Here is a 14,894-nt window from a genome sequence, read left to right as displayed (position 1 = left end):
CTGTAAAAACAGCGCTTTTTATCCATCAAGAAAAGCGATTACTTGGCGGAAGCCAGCACTTCGCTGACGATCTCGACCGCTTCGTGCTCAATCTTCTCGCGGTGTTCCGCCCCGAGGAAGCTCTCGCAGTAGATCTTGTAAGCCTCTTCAGTACCGGAAGGACGGGCCGCGAACCAGCCATTGTCAGTCATCACTTTCAAGCCGCCGATCGACGCGCCGTTGCCCGGCGCCGCGGTCAGACGTGCGGTGATCGGATCCCCGCCCAGCGTACTGGCCTTGACCATCTCCGGCGACAGTTTGGACAGCGCCGCTTTCTGCGCATGGGTTGCCGGCGCCTGGATGCGGTTGTAGCTCGGCGCGCCGAAGCGCTTGGCCAGATCGTCATAATGATGCTGCGGGTTCTCACCGGTTACCGCGGTGATTTCAGCCGCCAGCAGGCACATGATGATACCGTCTTTGTCGGTCGACCACGGCTGGCCGTTGAAGCGCAGGAACGAGGCCCCGGCGCTTTCTTCGCCGCCGAAGCCCAGGCTGCCGTCGAACAGGCCGTCCACGAACCACTTGAAGCCGACCGGCACTTCCACCAGCTTGCGCCCCAGGTCAGCCACCACGCGATCGATCATCGCGCTGGATACCAGCGTTTTACCTACCGCCACATCGGCGCCCCACTGCGGGCGATGTTGGAACAGGTAGTTGATGGCTACCGCCAGATAGTGGTTCGGGTTCATCAGGCCCTTCGGCGTGACGATGCCGTGACGGTCGTAATCCGGATCGTTGGCGAACGCCAGATCGAATTTGTCGCGCAGCGCCAGCAGGCCGGCCATCGCCGACTCGGACGAGCAGTCCATGCGGATGATGCCGTCATGGTCCAAGTGCATAAAGCGGAAGGTCTGATCGATGGAGTCGTTCACCAGCGTCAGATCCAGCTTGTAGTGTTCCGCCACCCGCTGCCAATAGGCGATGCCGGAGCCGCCGAGCGGATCCACGCCCAGCTTCAGGCCGGCGCGTTGAATGGCCGGCATGTCGACCACGTCAACCAGGCCTTCGACATAAGGCTGCACCAGATCTTTGGCATGCAGGTGGCCGCTGTTCCAGGCCTTATCCAGCGACTGACGCTGAACGCCTTTCAACTGCTGCGCCAGCAGTTCGTTGGCGCGCTTCTCGATCACCGACGTCAGGTTGGTGTCAGCCGGGCCGCCGTTCGGCGGATTGTATTTGATACCGCCATCTTCCGGCGGGTTATGGGACGGCGTAATGACGATGCCGTCGGCCTGAGCGCCGCCGCGGCGGTTGTGGCACAGAATGGCGTGCGATACCGCCGGCGTTGGCGTGAAGCCGTTGTTTTCCTGCACGATCACATCGACGCCGTTGGCGGTCAGCACTTCCAGCACGGAAATGAAGGCCGGCTCGGACAGTGCATGGGTGTCTTTGCCCACGTAGCACGGGCCGGTAGTGCCTTGCTGATAACGAACTTCGGCGATCGCCTGAGCGATGGCGAGGATGTGCGCTTCGTTGAAGCTGTGGCGCTGCGCGCTGCCGCGGTGGCCGGAGGTACCAAACTTCACCGCATGTGCGGCATTGCCGGCTTCCGGTTGCAGCACATAGTACTGCGACGTCAGCTGGGCTACGTTGATCAGATCGCTTTGGCGGGCGGGCTGCCCGGCACGTGGATTATTCGCCATCGACATATCTCCCTCATCCCTGTCGGTGACCGGGCAAATACGTCGCGCACGGCCATCATGACGGGCTGTTCGCTAAATTAGACGGTACCGCAAACTTTCTCGATCAGTTCCGCCGGGAACTGCATCGCCTGCATGATGTGTTCGATCATGCTGCGCTTGCGGCCGGTATTGGTATTGGTGATCACCCAGTAAGGGGTGCCCGGTACATGCTTCGGCTTGGTGTGCGTGCCGTTGGCCAGCAGAGTCTGCTGATCGCCGGCGAAATAGGTGCGGGTACGGCCGGTCAACGCCTCGGTAGCGGCGGCGAAACCGGCGGCATCGAGGGTGTACAGCGTGGACAGCACCAGCATGAAACGGTTGACCGCTTTGTTCTGCTCGGCGTATTCATCCGACAGCAGCAGTTCACGCACGGCGCGTACGCGATCGCGCGGACGCTGAGCCGGCACCGCTTTTTCCAGCTCGACGGACTGTGACGCACTGGCGGCAGGCAACGCGCGCACCGGTTGCCCGGCGGTGAATTTCAACATGCGGCGTAAAATATCGGACGCGCTTTCACCGATGTGTTGCGTGTGGCTGGCAATATAACGGTAAAGCTCTTCGTCGACTTCAATAGTTTTCATCTTTATCCAATACTGTTTTTTCTACTTAGAACCTGAAGCCAGATCCTGCATTCAAGCCATGGGATTATAAGGTTAAAAGCGCTGGGGCGAACACAACAATGTGCCTCCGGACGGCAAATGCAGACTAATACCTATAGCCGGCACTGCCAAGCCCGCGCCGCGAAAATTCCGCATGATTCATCGTGCGATTCAATCATGATACCCTAATCTGAATCTCTCTCAGTATGAACTTCGCCATGAAATTACATTATCAACTGCTGGCCGCCGAGTCAGACGCGCTGCCGGTGCTGCTGATCCACGGGCTGTTCGGCAATCTGGACAACCTGGGCGTGCTGGCGCGCGATCTGCATAAACAGCACAGTGTGATCAAGGTCGATCTGCGCAACCACGGCCTCTCCCCGCGCGCTGACGACATGAACTACCCCGCCATGGCGCAGGATCTGCTGGCGCTGCTCGACGAACTGCAGCTGGAAAAAGCGATCGTCATCGGCCATTCGATGGGCGGCAAAGCGGCGATGGCACTGACCGCCATCGCGCCCGAGCGCATCGCCAGGCTGATCGTCATCGACGTCGCGCCCGTGGATTACCAAACCCGCCGCCACGACGAGATCTTCGCCGCGCTGAAGGCCGTCAGCGCCGCCGGCATTACCCAGCGCCAGGCGGCTGCCCAACTGATGCGCGACTACCTGCAGGAAGAAGGCGTGATCCAGTTCCTGCTGAAGTCCTTCCATAACGGTGAATGGCGCTTCAACCTGCCGGTACTGATCGAACGCTACGCAGACATTACCGGCTGGCAGGAAGTCCCGGCCTGGCCGCATCCGACTCTGTTCATTCGCGGCGGCCTGTCGCCGTACGTGCAGGACAGCTACCGTGCGGATATCGCCCGCCAGTTCCCGCAGGCCCGCGCACACGTCGTCGCCGGCACCGGCCATTGGGTGCACGCCGAAAAACCGGAAGCGGTGCTGCGCGCCATCCACCGTTTCCTCGGCGAAGCCTGAAAAACGCACTCACCTGGCGAAAAAACGCGCTAAAGATAACGGCTTAGCGCGTTTAGCCCGCAGTTAGGCATTGTCGCCGCTCCATCTGCTGGGGTAATATGGCGCGCTATAATTTTGCCGCCGCGCCAGCGCGTTCGCGAACGCCGGTTCGGAGGTGAATTTGGGTTAGGGTTTATTGGCCCGAAGTGTGTTAACCGATGCCTCCGGAAGCGTGCGAGCGCTTTTTGATGCAAACTCCCTTGCAGTACCGCTACCTATGGCAAAAGAACAAACGGATCGCACGACGCTGGATCTGTTCGCAGATGAACGCCGTCCGGGGCGCCCGAAAACCAACCCGCTTTCCCGCGATGAACAGCTTAGAATCAATAAGCGCAATCAGTTACGGCGCGATAAAGTGCGTGGATTGCGACGCGTAGAGCTGAAAATCAACGCGGACGCGGTGGATGCCCTGAACAAACTGGCGGAACAGCGCAACATCAGCCGCAGCGAACTCATCGAGCAGATGCTGTTGGCACAACTGGCGGAAGAACAGCCGGAACATTGATCTCTTCGGCCGCACGCGCGGCGCGGCGTTAAGGACAACGCCGGATCGACCCCGCTTTTCTTCATTCTCCGGCATCGCATAAATGCGATAAAACCCCGGCGCCACTTTCTGGCATGATACGCATTTACCGGTAAGAGACTGCGCCTGTCGGCGCCCGCCCCGGAGGCGAAAGGCTCTTGCCATGGCATCATTTTAATCGGCGTCAGCGGCGGCAGTGCTGGCATCGAGTAATGCAATTACTTGAATTTAAAGGTTATACGCGATATGGCTACTGTAGGCATTTTCTTTGGCAGCGACACTGGCAATACCGAAAACATTGCCAAAATGATCCAGAAAATTCTCCAGAAACAGTTTGGCGACGACGTCTCTGAAGTGCATGACATCGCTAAAAGCAGCAAAGAAGACCTGGAAGGGTTCGATATCCTGCTGCTGGGTATCCCGACCTGGTACTACGGTGAAGCGCAGTGTGACTGGGATGATTTCTTCCCGACGCTGGAAGAAGTCGACTTCAACGGCAAACTGGTGGCGCTGTTCGGCTGCGGCGACCAGGAAGACTACGCGGAATACTTCTGTGACGCGATGGGCACCATCCGCGACATCATCGAACCGCGCGGCGCAGCCATCGTGGGCCACTGGCCGACCAAAGGCTACCACTTCGAGGCCTCCAAAGGCCTGGCGGACGACGATCACTTCATCGGTCTGGCGATCGACGAAGACCGTCAGCCGGAGCTGACCAACGAGCGCGTGGACGCTTGGGTCAAACAGATTGTCGAAGAGCTGAGCCTGGCCGATATTGTCGGCTAAACCCCGGCACTGGCGAAAGGTTGAACAAAGGCCCTGTAAAGTGCATAGTGTGCCGACAGGGCCGTCATCGGCAACAGGGATTGCTGCGATAGAAGCTACAGATTTGTAACTTCCCACCCCGTCACGGTAGACTGAGATATCGGTTTATCCCATCCATCAAGGCGTTGCATGCAAAACATGCAATAGTGCAATTATATCTTTGTTAACAACCGGCGGTTTCCATTTAGTACAACCGGTTCTATAATGAGACGCATTAACTCTTTGTGCCGACCGATGCCACAGGCGAGTACGCCTCAACTTGATTAGCATAGTAACAGGACTGAATTCGCATGACCGACAACAACATCGCATTGAAGAAGGCCGGCTTAAAAGTCACGCTTCCGCGACTCAAAATCCTGGAAGTACTGCAAAATCCGGAATGCCATCACGTCAGTGCGGAAGATTTGTACAAAAAACTGATTGATATGGGCGAAGAGATCGGGCTGGCAACGGTTTATCGCGTACTGAACCAGTTTGACGATGCGGGCATTGTGACACGTCACAATTTCGAAGGCGGCAAGTCCGTGTTCGAGCTGACCCAACAGCATCACCACGATCACCTGATTTGCCTGGACTGCGGCAAAGTGATCGAATTCAGCGACGAATCCATCGAAGTGCGCCAGCGTGATATCGCCAAGCAGCACGGTATCAAGCTCACCAACCACAGCCTGTACCTGTACGGCCACTGTGAAACCGGTGACTGCCGCGAAGACGAAACGCTGCACGACAAGAAGTAAGCCCTGACCGGCTATGAAAAACCGCCTCACACCGAGGCGGTTTTTTTATGCCCGCCGTACAACGGACAAAAAAATCCCCGGGCAAGCCGGGGGAAAATCATGTCATGAAATATCACAATTGCAGCGGCACAGCGACTCCACGTACTACTCTCACTACAACGTCCGCCCTACGCCGACACGCGTGGGCGAACGCATTCCCCCTTCGTTATACGGCCGCCGCCAGGGCAGCGGGCCGTTGCACCGGGCTTAGACCTTCTCGGCGCGGCTGTAGCGTTTGCCGTCCGGGCTGACCGAACGCACCTGCACTTCACCGGAGATCGCCGGCTTGGCCTTGGCATCATAGCGCTGCCACTGCTTGCCACCGTCGGTGGAGTACTCGATGCCCAACCCCGGCAGCGCGATATTCGCCTCCAGCTTGCCGCCCGCTACGCGTGCGCCCGGTACCGGCAGACGGTAAGCGACGCCGCCCTTGTCCAGCTTGGCCAGTTCACGCTGGCCCAGGATATTGGCAAAGCGCAGCCAGTCTTTCTCCAGCGTCTTGGTATCGACAAAGTGGGTTTCCCCGCCTTTGTATTCGCGGCCGGCGCGATAGTCCTGCTCCCAACCGGCGCGGTGCCAGGCACGTTCTGCCACCGAGAGCGCGCGTGGGAAGATCATGTATTCCATCTGCGGGTCGGTGCGCTGGGTTTCGCTCCACAGCTGAGCGGACAGCCCGTAGGCGCCCGGCCACGGCTTGTCGCTCTTGGCGTTGAAGTGGTTGCCGTCTCGGTCAACCGAGGTTTCCGCGTTCTGCGGCATGTTGTCCGGCGCGAAGCTGAACACCTTGCGTTCGTCGCTGAAGCGGGTACCCCAGTAGTAACCGCGCTCGTCCGGGTTCACCTCGTAAGGGAAGTCCATATAGACGTAGTCCGGGTTGGAGACCACCACTTCATACCCTTTGTTGGCCCAGTCGTTGACGCTATCGAAACCGCCCCAGTACAACGTGTCCCAGAAGTTGACGCCCACGCGCGAGGTGGCGAACGCCTTCGCGCTCTCGGCGTCTTTCAGGCCGTCTTGCCAGGCCTGCATTCTGTCGATGCCGTGCGCTTTCACCAACTTGCTGACCTCTTGGCCAAAGTAGCTCGGCAGGTGCTCCATGTCGGCCACCTTGCCCTCTTTGATCATCGTCTGGCAAACCTGCGACTTGGCCCACGGCTTATCTTCGTTGCTCTGATCGATGATGCCTTTGCCCGGCTCCGGTTTCGCCTTGTCGGTATAGCCGGCGCCCAGGCGAATGTTTTTCGCTTCGTCGCCGCCGAAGTGCCAGGTCTTGATCGGCTGGCCGGCCTCTTTATGCATCTGGGCGATCTCTCCGATCACCTTGTCGACAAAGCGCTGGGAAGAGTCCAGGCACGGGTTCAGGTAGCTCTGGCGGTTAAAGAACTGCACGGAGGTGGTGTTGGAGGTATCGGTCGGATCCACCAGGCGGAATTCGTTGGCCTCCTGCTCTTTCCCGGCGGCATGCAGCTTTTTATAGCGCGCTTCCATCGAGACCACCGCGGCGCGGGCGTGTGCCGGCATGTCGATCTCCGGGATCACCTCAATCTGGCGCGCCTGAGCGTATTTGATGATGTCGATATAGTCCTGACGGCTGAAGAAGCCGCTGTAGACGTCCGGCCCCTGGCCGTACTGCGGCAGCAGGCAGGTGGTTTCGCTCAGATCGTGGCAGCGCTGGCCGCCGACTTCCGTCAGCTCCGGCAAACCGGGGATCTCGATGCGCCAGCCTTCGTCATCGCTCAGGTGGAAGTGGAATTTGTTGAGCTTGTAGGCCGCCATCTGATCCAGCAGGCGCAGCACCGCATCCTTCTTATGGAAGTTGCGCGCCACGTCGAGGAAAATGCCGCGATACTGGAAGCGCGGCGCGTCGCTGGCGTCCAGCGTGGCGATCTTGCCGCTGCCGTCGCTCGGCACTAACGACAGGATCGACTGCAGCCCGTAGAACACCCCGGCCTGATCGAAGCCGATCACCCGCGCCTCTTTCTTGCCAATTTTCAGCTCATAGGCACCCGGCACCGCCATCGCGCCTTTAAATTTGCCCGGCTGGATGTCGGTTTTGATCGGGTAACCGTTGGCCTGAACCGGCACGCCCAGCAGCGCGAAGCGCTGGTTGACGACGTCCGCCGCCGGCTTAACCAGCGTGCTCAGATCCGGCGATACCCCTTTGCGCAGATCGACGTCCTGCGCGTGAACCTTCACCTGCATCGGCGTCGGCACGATCTGGCCGCGCAGCGCACCGGCAGGCAGCGTCTGCAGATCGGCATTGCTGACAAAGCGCGAAGCCGGCGTCATCAGAATGTTTTTGTCGTCCTTGGTGCGCTTCCACTGGTCGCCGGTGAACGGCGCCACAAACTGATCCAGGTTTTCGGTGTCGGTATTCGCCAGCATTTTCGGCTTAGCGTCGCCGGAGGTGGCATACCAGCGCGGCAGGAAGTCGTTTCTGAACAGCTGCCAATATTCGGCGACCACCGGGATTTCCACCGCCTTACCGGCCGGGAAGCCGCTGAATTTGGCGGTCGGCTCCAGCTTGTACAGATCGCCGGTGAGGTGAGCGATCTTGAACTGGTCGTTGTCTACCCGCAGGGTCTGGCGCGGGCTGTGGAAATAGATGACCCAGTCTTTGCCGTCGATCGCCTGGCCGTCGTTGCTGAGGGTGAACAACACCCGGTTGCAAGAGGCCCAGTCAGCGCCCAGCGCCGCGCAATCCACGCCGTTTTCGCCGGCGCGGTTATCCAGCATTTTCACGTTCAGCTTCAGCTGGCTAAGCTGATCCACCAGCTGTTGATCGGCCATGGCGCTCCCCATGCCGCCCAGGAATCCCATCGTTGCCGTCAAGGCGGCAAGCGCGCTCAGTTTGAATGCGTTCATCTTCTTATCCTTCTTAATTATTGTTATCGCGAATTTCTTGCCACAGCTTGCCGCACTTGGCGTCGTAAGCCTGACCGTTACCGCTGTGCACCGCCATAATGCAGTTCTGATAATCCATCACCCGCACCGTTTCCTGCGCGGCGAACTGCTGGTGCTGCTTCTCTTGTTTCAGCACGTTCAGCACCGCCTTACAGGGCTGCAGACGCTCCGGCGAGCCTTCGGCAGTGTTGATGCAGGCGCTGTAAGCCTGCTTCAACTTGGCGTCTTCCGGCGGCGCGGTGGGTTGCGCGCAGGCGCTCAGGGCCGCAGCGGCCGCCAACATCAGCATGATTTTTTTCATCGTTGAATTCCCTTAACTGCCCCGGCGGCGAGGCCGGGGAACGCATCAGAAGATGGTGAATGGCGCGATGACCATGAACTTGACGTCTTTCTCGTCCTGGAAGATGTTGCCGTAACCGCCGCCCCAGCTCGGGATGTTGGTGTGGTTGTCATACTGGGTGTAGTGCAGTTTGATCAGGGTGCCCTTGGCGCGCCCTTCCTGGATGGTATACATCGCGTCCAGGCTCCAGGCGCTCTCTTTCAGGCGCTGGCTCTGATCGTAGATCGGGTTGGTGCTCGGCTTGGCGTCCCAGGCGTAAACGTAGGAGCCGCCGACCGCCATGCCCGGCAGGTTCCAGTTGCTGAGGTCATACATCACGCCGGCGTACACCGCTTTCTCGCCGTTGGCGTTAAAGTCGGAGCGGTTATCCCACCACACGTCCAAACGACCGTTGGACGAAGCGTAGGTCGGGGTCATGCGCTGCAGGAAGAAGCCCTGGTTGCCTTCCGCCTTGACCATGGTGCCTTCCAAACGCCAGTTGAACTGCCCGGTGGTGTAACCGAAGGTCAGCGCCTGCAGCCAGGCCAGACCGTCGTAGATGCTGTTCGGATCGTTCTTGTCGCTGATGCGGTCTTCCGCACCGTAGAACTGGTAACTGGTGGTCAGCGGGTTGCCCAGCAGATCGAATTTGTAAGACGCCTTGGTGAAGTATTGATTCACATACCCCTGTGCCTGGCCGAAGGCAGCTTCCAGCACCAAATCGTTTTTGAAATCGTACTTGGCGCCCAGCGAGTGCAGGTAGGAGACGCGGGTTTTCTTATCGTTCTGGCGGAAGTCATCCACCTCGATATGCCACGGCGCCTTGTATTTGTCGGCCCACATGTAGGAGAAGCTCAACGCGCCGGCATCGCCGTAATCGAACTTGGCGCCGGCTTCAGCCCCCTGATAGGTGCCCGGCATAAAGCTCCAGTGCGGCGCCAGCAGGGTTTGGCCGCTCGGCTGAATGTAACCGGCACGCGCCCAGACCGGGCCGTATTTGAATTTAGCGGCAGCTTTGTACAGGCTGACGCCACCTTTGTCACCGGAATAGTCTTCGTCGTAGGTACGGTTTTTAGAGGAGAACGCGATCTCGTTCGGGTGGCCGCTGGCGCTGGATTCCGCCAGCTCGATGGCGGTAAAGGCGCCGACGTCCAGGCCGAACATGTCCCAGGCGTAGCCCGACGCGAAATCCAGGCTCAGGTTGGCGGTGGAGTGCGACAGGTTGGTGGTGTATTGGTTGTAATCCTTGCTGTCCGGATTGAGATCTTTACGGTCGCGCTCACGTTGCCAGTAATAAATGCCGCCGGTCAGCGTGGAATCATCGATAAACCCTGCGGCTTTCGCCTCAGGCGCCATGGCAAACCCTGTTCCCAACAGCGCGCCCGCGACTGCGAGCGCCAGCGTTTTACGCTGAGCACCGTGCGTACCCATAGTGAAATTCCTCTTTGACTTAACTTAAAAGTTGCAGCCGCCTGTGTTCACCACTGCCCTGCACGACTGCCAATAAAAAACCCGAACGGGTAAAAAATATTGCCGACGAGATGTTATTCCCACAGCACTAATTGCTACAGACAGACTATTTTTCGCGACGCGAATTATCAAATGAAAAATGCGGAAGATTTGTCAAAGTATGACAAGGAGCACATATCAGTGATATTTTGTTACGCCGGCAATCATGGAAGGTGTCGAATAAAAAATTCAATTAAATCAGAATAAATTGAGATACAAGGTCAACCAGAGACGATTAATGGTTTCAGCCTGACTAAATTCGTCAGGCAGACGATAAAAATTGAGAGCGCTCTCTAAATGAAATTAATTCGCATCACGAATATATAAGTGAAAATTAAGATTAATAAGGCCAATATCAGAAAACTTATGGCCTCACGCGCTGCGATTAATTAAACGCAGCCCAGATAAATGTGAGAGGAACAGATTATTCGCTAAATCGCAGGTATAAAAAAGCGCGGCCTAAGCCGCGCTGATTCATTAATTTTCGAGGCGAATAAGATTAGCCTTCGATTTTCGCCCAGGTGTCACGCAGGCCGACGGTGCGGTTAAACACCAGATGCTCGGCCGACGAGTAACGGTTGTCGGCGCAGAAGTAGCCTTCACGCTCGAACTGGTAGGCTTTCTCCGGCTGTGCGGCCGCCAGGCTCGGCTCAACGAAGCCGTGCTTGATCACCAGCGATTCCGGGTTGATGGTGGAGAGGAAGTCCTCCGCCGCGCCCGGGTTAGGCACGCTGAACAGGCGATCGTACAGGCGAATTTCCGCCGGCAGCGCGTGCGCCGCAGACACCCAGTGGATCACGCCCTTCACCTTGCGGCCGTCGGCAGGATCTTTGCTCAGCGTTTCCGCATCGTAGCTGCAGAAGATGGTGGTGATCTCGCCCGCTTCGTCCTTCTCGACGCGCTCGGCCTTGATCACGTACGCATTGCGCAGACGCACTTCTTTGCCCAGCACCAGACGCTTGTACTGCTTGTTGGCTTCCTCGCGGAAGTCGGCGCGATCGATATAGATTTCGCGGCTAAACGGCACATCGCGGCTGCCCATTTCCGGTTTGTTCGGGTGGTTAGGCATGGTGACCATTTCCACCGCATCGCCCATGTTCTCGATGACGATTTTCACCGGATCCAGCACCGCCATGGCGCGCGGGGCGTTCTCGTTCAGATCGTCACGGATGCAGGATTCCAGCGCCACCATCTCGACGTTGTTGTCTTGCTTGGTCACGCCGATGCGCAGGCAAAACTCGCGGATAGAGGCGGCGGTATAACCGCGACGGCGCAGACCGGAAACGGTCGGCATACGCGGATCGTCCCAGCCCTCAACGATCTTCTCGGCCACCAACTGGTGCAGCTTGCGCTTCGACATGATGGCGTATTCGAGGTTGAGGCGCGAAAACTCGTACTGACGCGGGTGGCAAGGAATGGTGATGTTATCCAGCACCCAGTCATACAGACGGCGGTTATCCTGGAATTCCAGAGTACACAGCGAGTGGGTGATCCCTTCCAGCGCATCGGAAATGCAGTGGGTGAAATCGTACATCGGATAGATGCACCATTTATTGCCGGTCTGGTGGTGTTCGGCGAACTTGATGCGGTACAGCACCGGATCGCGCATCACGATAAACGGCGAAGCCATATCGATCTTGGCGCGCAGGCAGGCGGCGCCTTCGGCAAACTCGCCGTTGCGCATCTTCTCGAACAGCGCCAGGTTCTCTTCCACGCTGCGATCGCGGTACGGGCTGTCTTTGCCCGGCGCGGTCAGCGTGCCGCGATATTCACGGATCTGCTCCGGCGACAGCTCATCGACGTAGGCCAGGCCCTTGGAGATCAGCTCAACCGCATACTGATGCAGCTGATCGAAATAGTCTGAGGAGTAACGAACGTTGCCGCTCCACTCAAAGCCCAGCCACTCCACGTCGTGCTTGATTGACTCCACGAACTCGATGTCTTCTTTCACCGGGTTGGTGTCATCGAAACGCAGGTTGCACTGGCCCTGATAGTCCTTGGCGATGCCGAAGTTCAGGCAGATGGACTTGGCGTGGCCGATATGCAGATAGCCGTTAGGCTCCGGCGGGAAGCGGGTATGTACCGACGTGTGTTTCCCCGACGCCAGATCTTCATCGACGATCTGACGGATAAAATTGGTTGGGCGGGCTTCAGCCTCACTCATTTCACTGTTCCTCAATGCAAAGCGCTACACATAACCGCCTATGATCCAACAAGCCACGTCTGGAAACAACCGTTTGTTTCACGAAAAATGCGGCGCGTTGCACCATCGGCGCGCAGCGCACCGCCATGGGGCGAAACGGAATAAAAAAAGCGGGAAGAGATCGCTCTCTTCCCGCCAAGTCGGGGCAAACTCCGCCATGATGCGTGACCGGCCCCGGATACTACTCAGGTAAAAACGGCCTTACTTTTGGATCTCGTACAGCTTGGTCTGACCGGCGACCACCGAGCCGCTGGCCAGCGCCGCCAGGCCGGCGTAGTCGTCAGCGTTGCTGACCACCACCGGGCTTATCATCGAGCGCGCGTTAGCGTTCAGGTAATCCAGATCCAGTTCCAGAATCGGTTGACCGGCTTTCACTTCCGCGCCCTCTTCCACCAGGCGTTTGAAGCCCTGGCCTTCCAGCGCGACGGTGTCGATCCCCATGTGTACCACGACCTCAGCGCCCTTGTCGGTTTCCAGGCAGAACGCGTGGTTGGTATTGAAGATTTTCACCACGGTGCCATCCGCCGGCGCCACCACGATCTTGTCGGTCGGGCGAATCGCCAGGCCGTCACCGACCGCCTTGCTGGCGAAAGCTTCGTCCGGCACCTGATCGAGCGCCACGACTTCACCCGTCACCGGCGCCACCAGCGTTTCAAACGCGACTTTCGGTGCGTTCGGCACCGCCTGCGGTTTGACTTCCGCGGCAGGGGCCGCCGCCGGAGCCGCCGCAGCCGCTACCGGGCCGGCCGCAATTACGTTGCGCATTGCGCTGGCAATCAGCTCGGCACGGGTGCCGACGATCACTTGTACGCTCTGCTTGTTCAGACGAATAACGCCCGACGCACCAAGGCGTTTCGCCAATGCGTCGTTCACCAGCGCAGAGTCCTTCACGTTCAAACGCAGGCGGGTGATGCAGGCGTCGATGCCGGTCAGGTTGTCGGAGCCGCCGATCGCGCCGACGTAGCGACGGGCCAGCGTGGTGGTTTCGTTCTCGTCTTTACCGGCGCTGCTGTTGACGTTGACGTCATAACCGTCGGTTTCGTCACCGGCAACCGCCAGCTCGCGGCCCGGGGTCATCAGGTTGAACTTGTTGATGGTGAAGCGGAACACCACATAGTAGATAACGAAGAACACCAGGCCCTGCGGGATCAGCATGTACCAGTGGGTCGCCAGCGGGTTACGCACCCACAGCATCATATCCACCAGGCCGGCGCTGAAACCGAAGCCTGAAATCCAATGCATGTTAGCGGCGATGAACACCGAGATACCGGTCAGTACGGCGTGGATCACGTACAGCACCGGTGCCACGAACATGAAGGAGAACTCCAGCGGTTCGGTGATGCCGGTAAAGAAGGCAGCGAATGCCCCTGCCATCATGATCCCCAGCACCTTCGCCTTATTCTCAGGACGCGCGCAGTGATAGATGGCCAGCGCCGCGCCCGGCAGACCGAACATCATGATCGGGAAGAAGCCCGCCTGATAACGGCCGGTGATGCCAACAACCGCTTTACCCGCGTCAATCGACTGCTGGCCGCCGAGGAAGTTAGGGATATCGTTGATGCCGGCCACGTCGAACCAGAACACCGAGTTCAGCGCGTGGTGCAAGCCGACCGGGATCAGCAGGCGGTTGAAGAAGGCATAGATACCCGCGCCGACGGAGCCCAATTTTTGGATGTGTTCGCCGAAGCTCACCAGAGCGCCGAACACGACCGGCCAGACGAACATCAGGATGTAAGCGACCAGGATCATCAGGAAGGAAATGAGGATCGGCACCAAACGGCGGCCGCTGAAGAACGACAGCGCCTTAGGCAACTCGACACCGCTGAAGCGGTTGTACACTTCGGCGGAGATGATACCCACCAGAATACCAACGAACTGGTTCTCAATCTTGCCGAACGCGGCAGGCACCTGATCGAGCGGGATCTTCTGAATCATCGACACGGCGGCCGGTGAACAGAGGGTCGTCAGCACCAGGAAACCGACGAAACCGGTCAGTGCGGCAGAGCCGTCCTTATCTTTGGACATGCCGTAGGCGACACCAACGGCGAACAACACCGCCATATGATCGATAATCGCAGAGCCAGACTTAATCAATAAGGCAGCGAAAGCGTTGTCGCCGCCCCAACCAACAGGGTCAATCCAGTACCCGACGCCCATCAAGATGGCGGCGGCGGGCAGCGTGGCGACCGGCACCATCAGCGCCCGTCCCACCTTTTGCAAATAACTAAGAATGTTCACCTTTTCCCCCTATGTTGTCCGCGGACGGACCCTATTAGTAGTTTATTTGGAGCTCTCACTACCTTTTTAGAAACAATGCTTGGCACGTATCACTCATGCCGAGTGTAAAAAATTTATTTTGTATCGCAAATTAAAACCTCCTTTTTTGTGATAAATATCACCAAAAAGTAGTCTTTCCCTCCCAGATTGCTGGCCATCACACAAAACTTATTTTATCATTCAAAAAATCAACCGGACGGACGATTCACGCGAGAATCA

General features: G+C 58.2%; 11 protein-coding genes. 4 read left to right on the top strand and 7 right to left on the bottom strand.

All coding sequences use genetic code 11. The features are described from left to right. Nucleotides 1-38: 38 nt before the first annotated feature. Together pgm and seqA are read right to left on the bottom strand one after the other, a co-directional pair. Entirely contained in the window at nucleotides 39-1,682 is a 1,644-nt protein-coding gene (gene pgm, locus ACMGGW_RS04310; RefSeq protein ID WP_115436692.1) for a phosphoglucomutase (alpha-D-glucose-1,6-bisphosphate-dependent), read from the bottom strand. Nucleotides 1,683-1,759: 77 nt separating this feature from the next. Continuing rightward, nucleotides 1,760-2,302 carry a replication initiation negative regulator SeqA gene (gene seqA, locus ACMGGW_RS04305; protein ID WP_025301864.1) on the bottom strand — a complete coding sequence of 181 codons (543 nt, stop codon included), beginning with the start codon at nucleotides 2,300-2,302 and terminating at the stop codon, nucleotides 1,760-1,762. Nucleotides 2,303-2,526: 224 nt separating this feature from the next. On the opposite strand from seqA, the gene ybfF reads away from it, so the two are divergent. The 4 genes from ybfF to fur all read left to right on the top strand — a co-directional run bounded on the left by ybfF (nucleotide 2,527) and on the right by fur (nucleotide 5,424). Next, nucleotides 2,527-3,300, top strand: a complete 774-nt coding sequence (ybfF, locus tag ACMGGW_RS04300; protein WP_025301863.1) for an esterase — start codon at nucleotides 2,527-2,529, stop codon at nucleotides 3,298-3,300. 256 nt (nucleotides 3,301-3,556) lie between these two features. Next, a complete protein-coding gene (ybfE, locus tag ACMGGW_RS04295; protein WP_004939936.1) occupies nucleotides 3,557-3,844 on the top strand; it encodes a LexA regulated protein in 288 nt (95 codons plus the stop codon). A 264-nt stretch (nucleotides 3,845-4,108) separates the two neighbouring features. Further along, nucleotides 4,109-4,648, top strand: a complete 540-nt coding sequence (gene fldA, locus ACMGGW_RS04290; protein WP_025301862.1) for a flavodoxin FldA — start codon at nucleotides 4,109-4,111, stop codon at nucleotides 4,646-4,648. A gap of 329 nt (nucleotides 4,649-4,977) precedes the next feature. Further along, nucleotides 4,978-5,424 (top strand): ferric iron uptake transcriptional regulator, encoded by a 447-nt coding sequence (gene fur / locus ACMGGW_RS04285; RefSeq protein WP_019454058.1) that lies wholly within the window; start codon nucleotides 4,978-4,980, stop codon nucleotides 5,422-5,424. 246 nt (nucleotides 5,425-5,670) lie between these two features. On the opposite strand, the gene ACMGGW_RS04280 is transcribed toward fur, so the two are convergent. From ACMGGW_RS04280 to nagE, 5 genes are all read right to left on the bottom strand, one after another. Further along, a complete protein-coding gene (locus ACMGGW_RS04280) occupies nucleotides 5,671-8,328 on the bottom strand; it encodes a beta-N-acetylhexosaminidase (protein ID WP_089180624.1) in 2,658 nt (885 codons plus the stop codon). 13 nt (nucleotides 8,329-8,341) lie between these two features. Further along, on the bottom strand, nucleotides 8,342-8,668 hold the full coding sequence (gene chiQ / locus ACMGGW_RS04275) for a ChiQ/YbfN family lipoprotein (RefSeq protein WP_025301860.1): 327 nt from the start codon (nucleotides 8,666-8,668) through the stop codon (nucleotides 8,342-8,344). 45 nt (nucleotides 8,669-8,713) lie between these two features. Next, nucleotides 8,714-10,117 (bottom strand): chitoporin ChiP, encoded by a 1,404-nt coding sequence (gene chiP / locus ACMGGW_RS04270; RefSeq protein ID WP_025301859.1) that lies wholly within the window; start codon nucleotides 10,115-10,117, stop codon nucleotides 8,714-8,716. A 577-nt stretch (nucleotides 10,118-10,694) separates the two neighbouring features. Next, nucleotides 10,695-12,359 carry a glutamine--tRNA ligase gene (gene glnS, locus ACMGGW_RS04265; RefSeq protein WP_025301858.1) on the bottom strand — a complete coding sequence of 555 codons (1,665 nt, stop codon included), beginning with the start codon at nucleotides 12,357-12,359 and terminating at the stop codon, nucleotides 10,695-10,697. Nucleotides 12,360-12,599: 240 nt separating this feature from the next. Further along, on the bottom strand, nucleotides 12,600-14,636 hold the full coding sequence (gene nagE / locus ACMGGW_RS04260; RefSeq protein ID WP_025301857.1) for an N-acetylglucosamine-specific PTS transporter subunit IIBC: 2,037 nt from the start codon (nucleotides 14,634-14,636) through the stop codon (nucleotides 12,600-12,602). Nucleotides 14,637-14,894 lie beyond the last annotated feature (258 nt).

Origin of the sequence: Serratia sp. BNK-4, assembly GCF_048685115.1 — a bacterium.
Lineage (GTDB): Bacteria > Pseudomonadota > Gammaproteobacteria > Enterobacterales > Enterobacteriaceae > Serratia > Serratia bockelmannii.
This window is presented reverse-complemented; position numbering and strand designations above follow the sequence as displayed.

Bases quoted from the DNA above. Each gene is read 5' to 3' on its own strand.
- pgm (WP_115436692.1), bottom strand. From the start codon at position 1,682: ATGGCGAATAATCCACGTGCCGGGCAGCCCGCCCGCCAAAGCGATCTG.
- seqA (WP_025301864.1), bottom strand. From the start codon at position 2,302: ATGAAAACTATTGAAGTCGACGAAGAGCTTTACCGTTATATTGCCAGC.
- ybfF (WP_025301863.1), top strand. From the start codon at position 2,527: ATGAACTTCGCCATGAAATTACATTATCAACTGCTGGCCGCCGAGTCA.
- ybfE (WP_004939936.1), top strand. From the start codon at position 3,557: ATGGCAAAAGAACAAACGGATCGCACGACGCTGGATCTGTTCGCAGAT.
- fldA (WP_025301862.1), top strand. From the start codon at position 4,109: ATGGCTACTGTAGGCATTTTCTTTGGCAGCGACACTGGCAATACCGAA.
- fur (WP_019454058.1), top strand. From the start codon at position 4,978: ATGACCGACAACAACATCGCATTGAAGAAGGCCGGCTTAAAAGTCACG.
- ACMGGW_RS04280 (WP_089180624.1), bottom strand. From the start codon at position 8,328: ATGAACGCATTCAAACTGAGCGCGCTTGCCGCCTTGACGGCAACGATG.
- chiQ (WP_025301860.1), bottom strand. From the start codon at position 8,668: ATGAAAAAAATCATGCTGATGTTGGCGGCCGCTGCGGCCCTGAGCGCC.
- chiP (WP_025301859.1), bottom strand. From the start codon at position 10,117: ATGGGTACGCACGGTGCTCAGCGTAAAACGCTGGCGCTCGCAGTCGCG.
- glnS (WP_025301858.1), bottom strand. From the start codon at position 12,359: ATGAGTGAGGCTGAAGCCCGCCCAACCAATTTTATCCGTCAGATCGTC.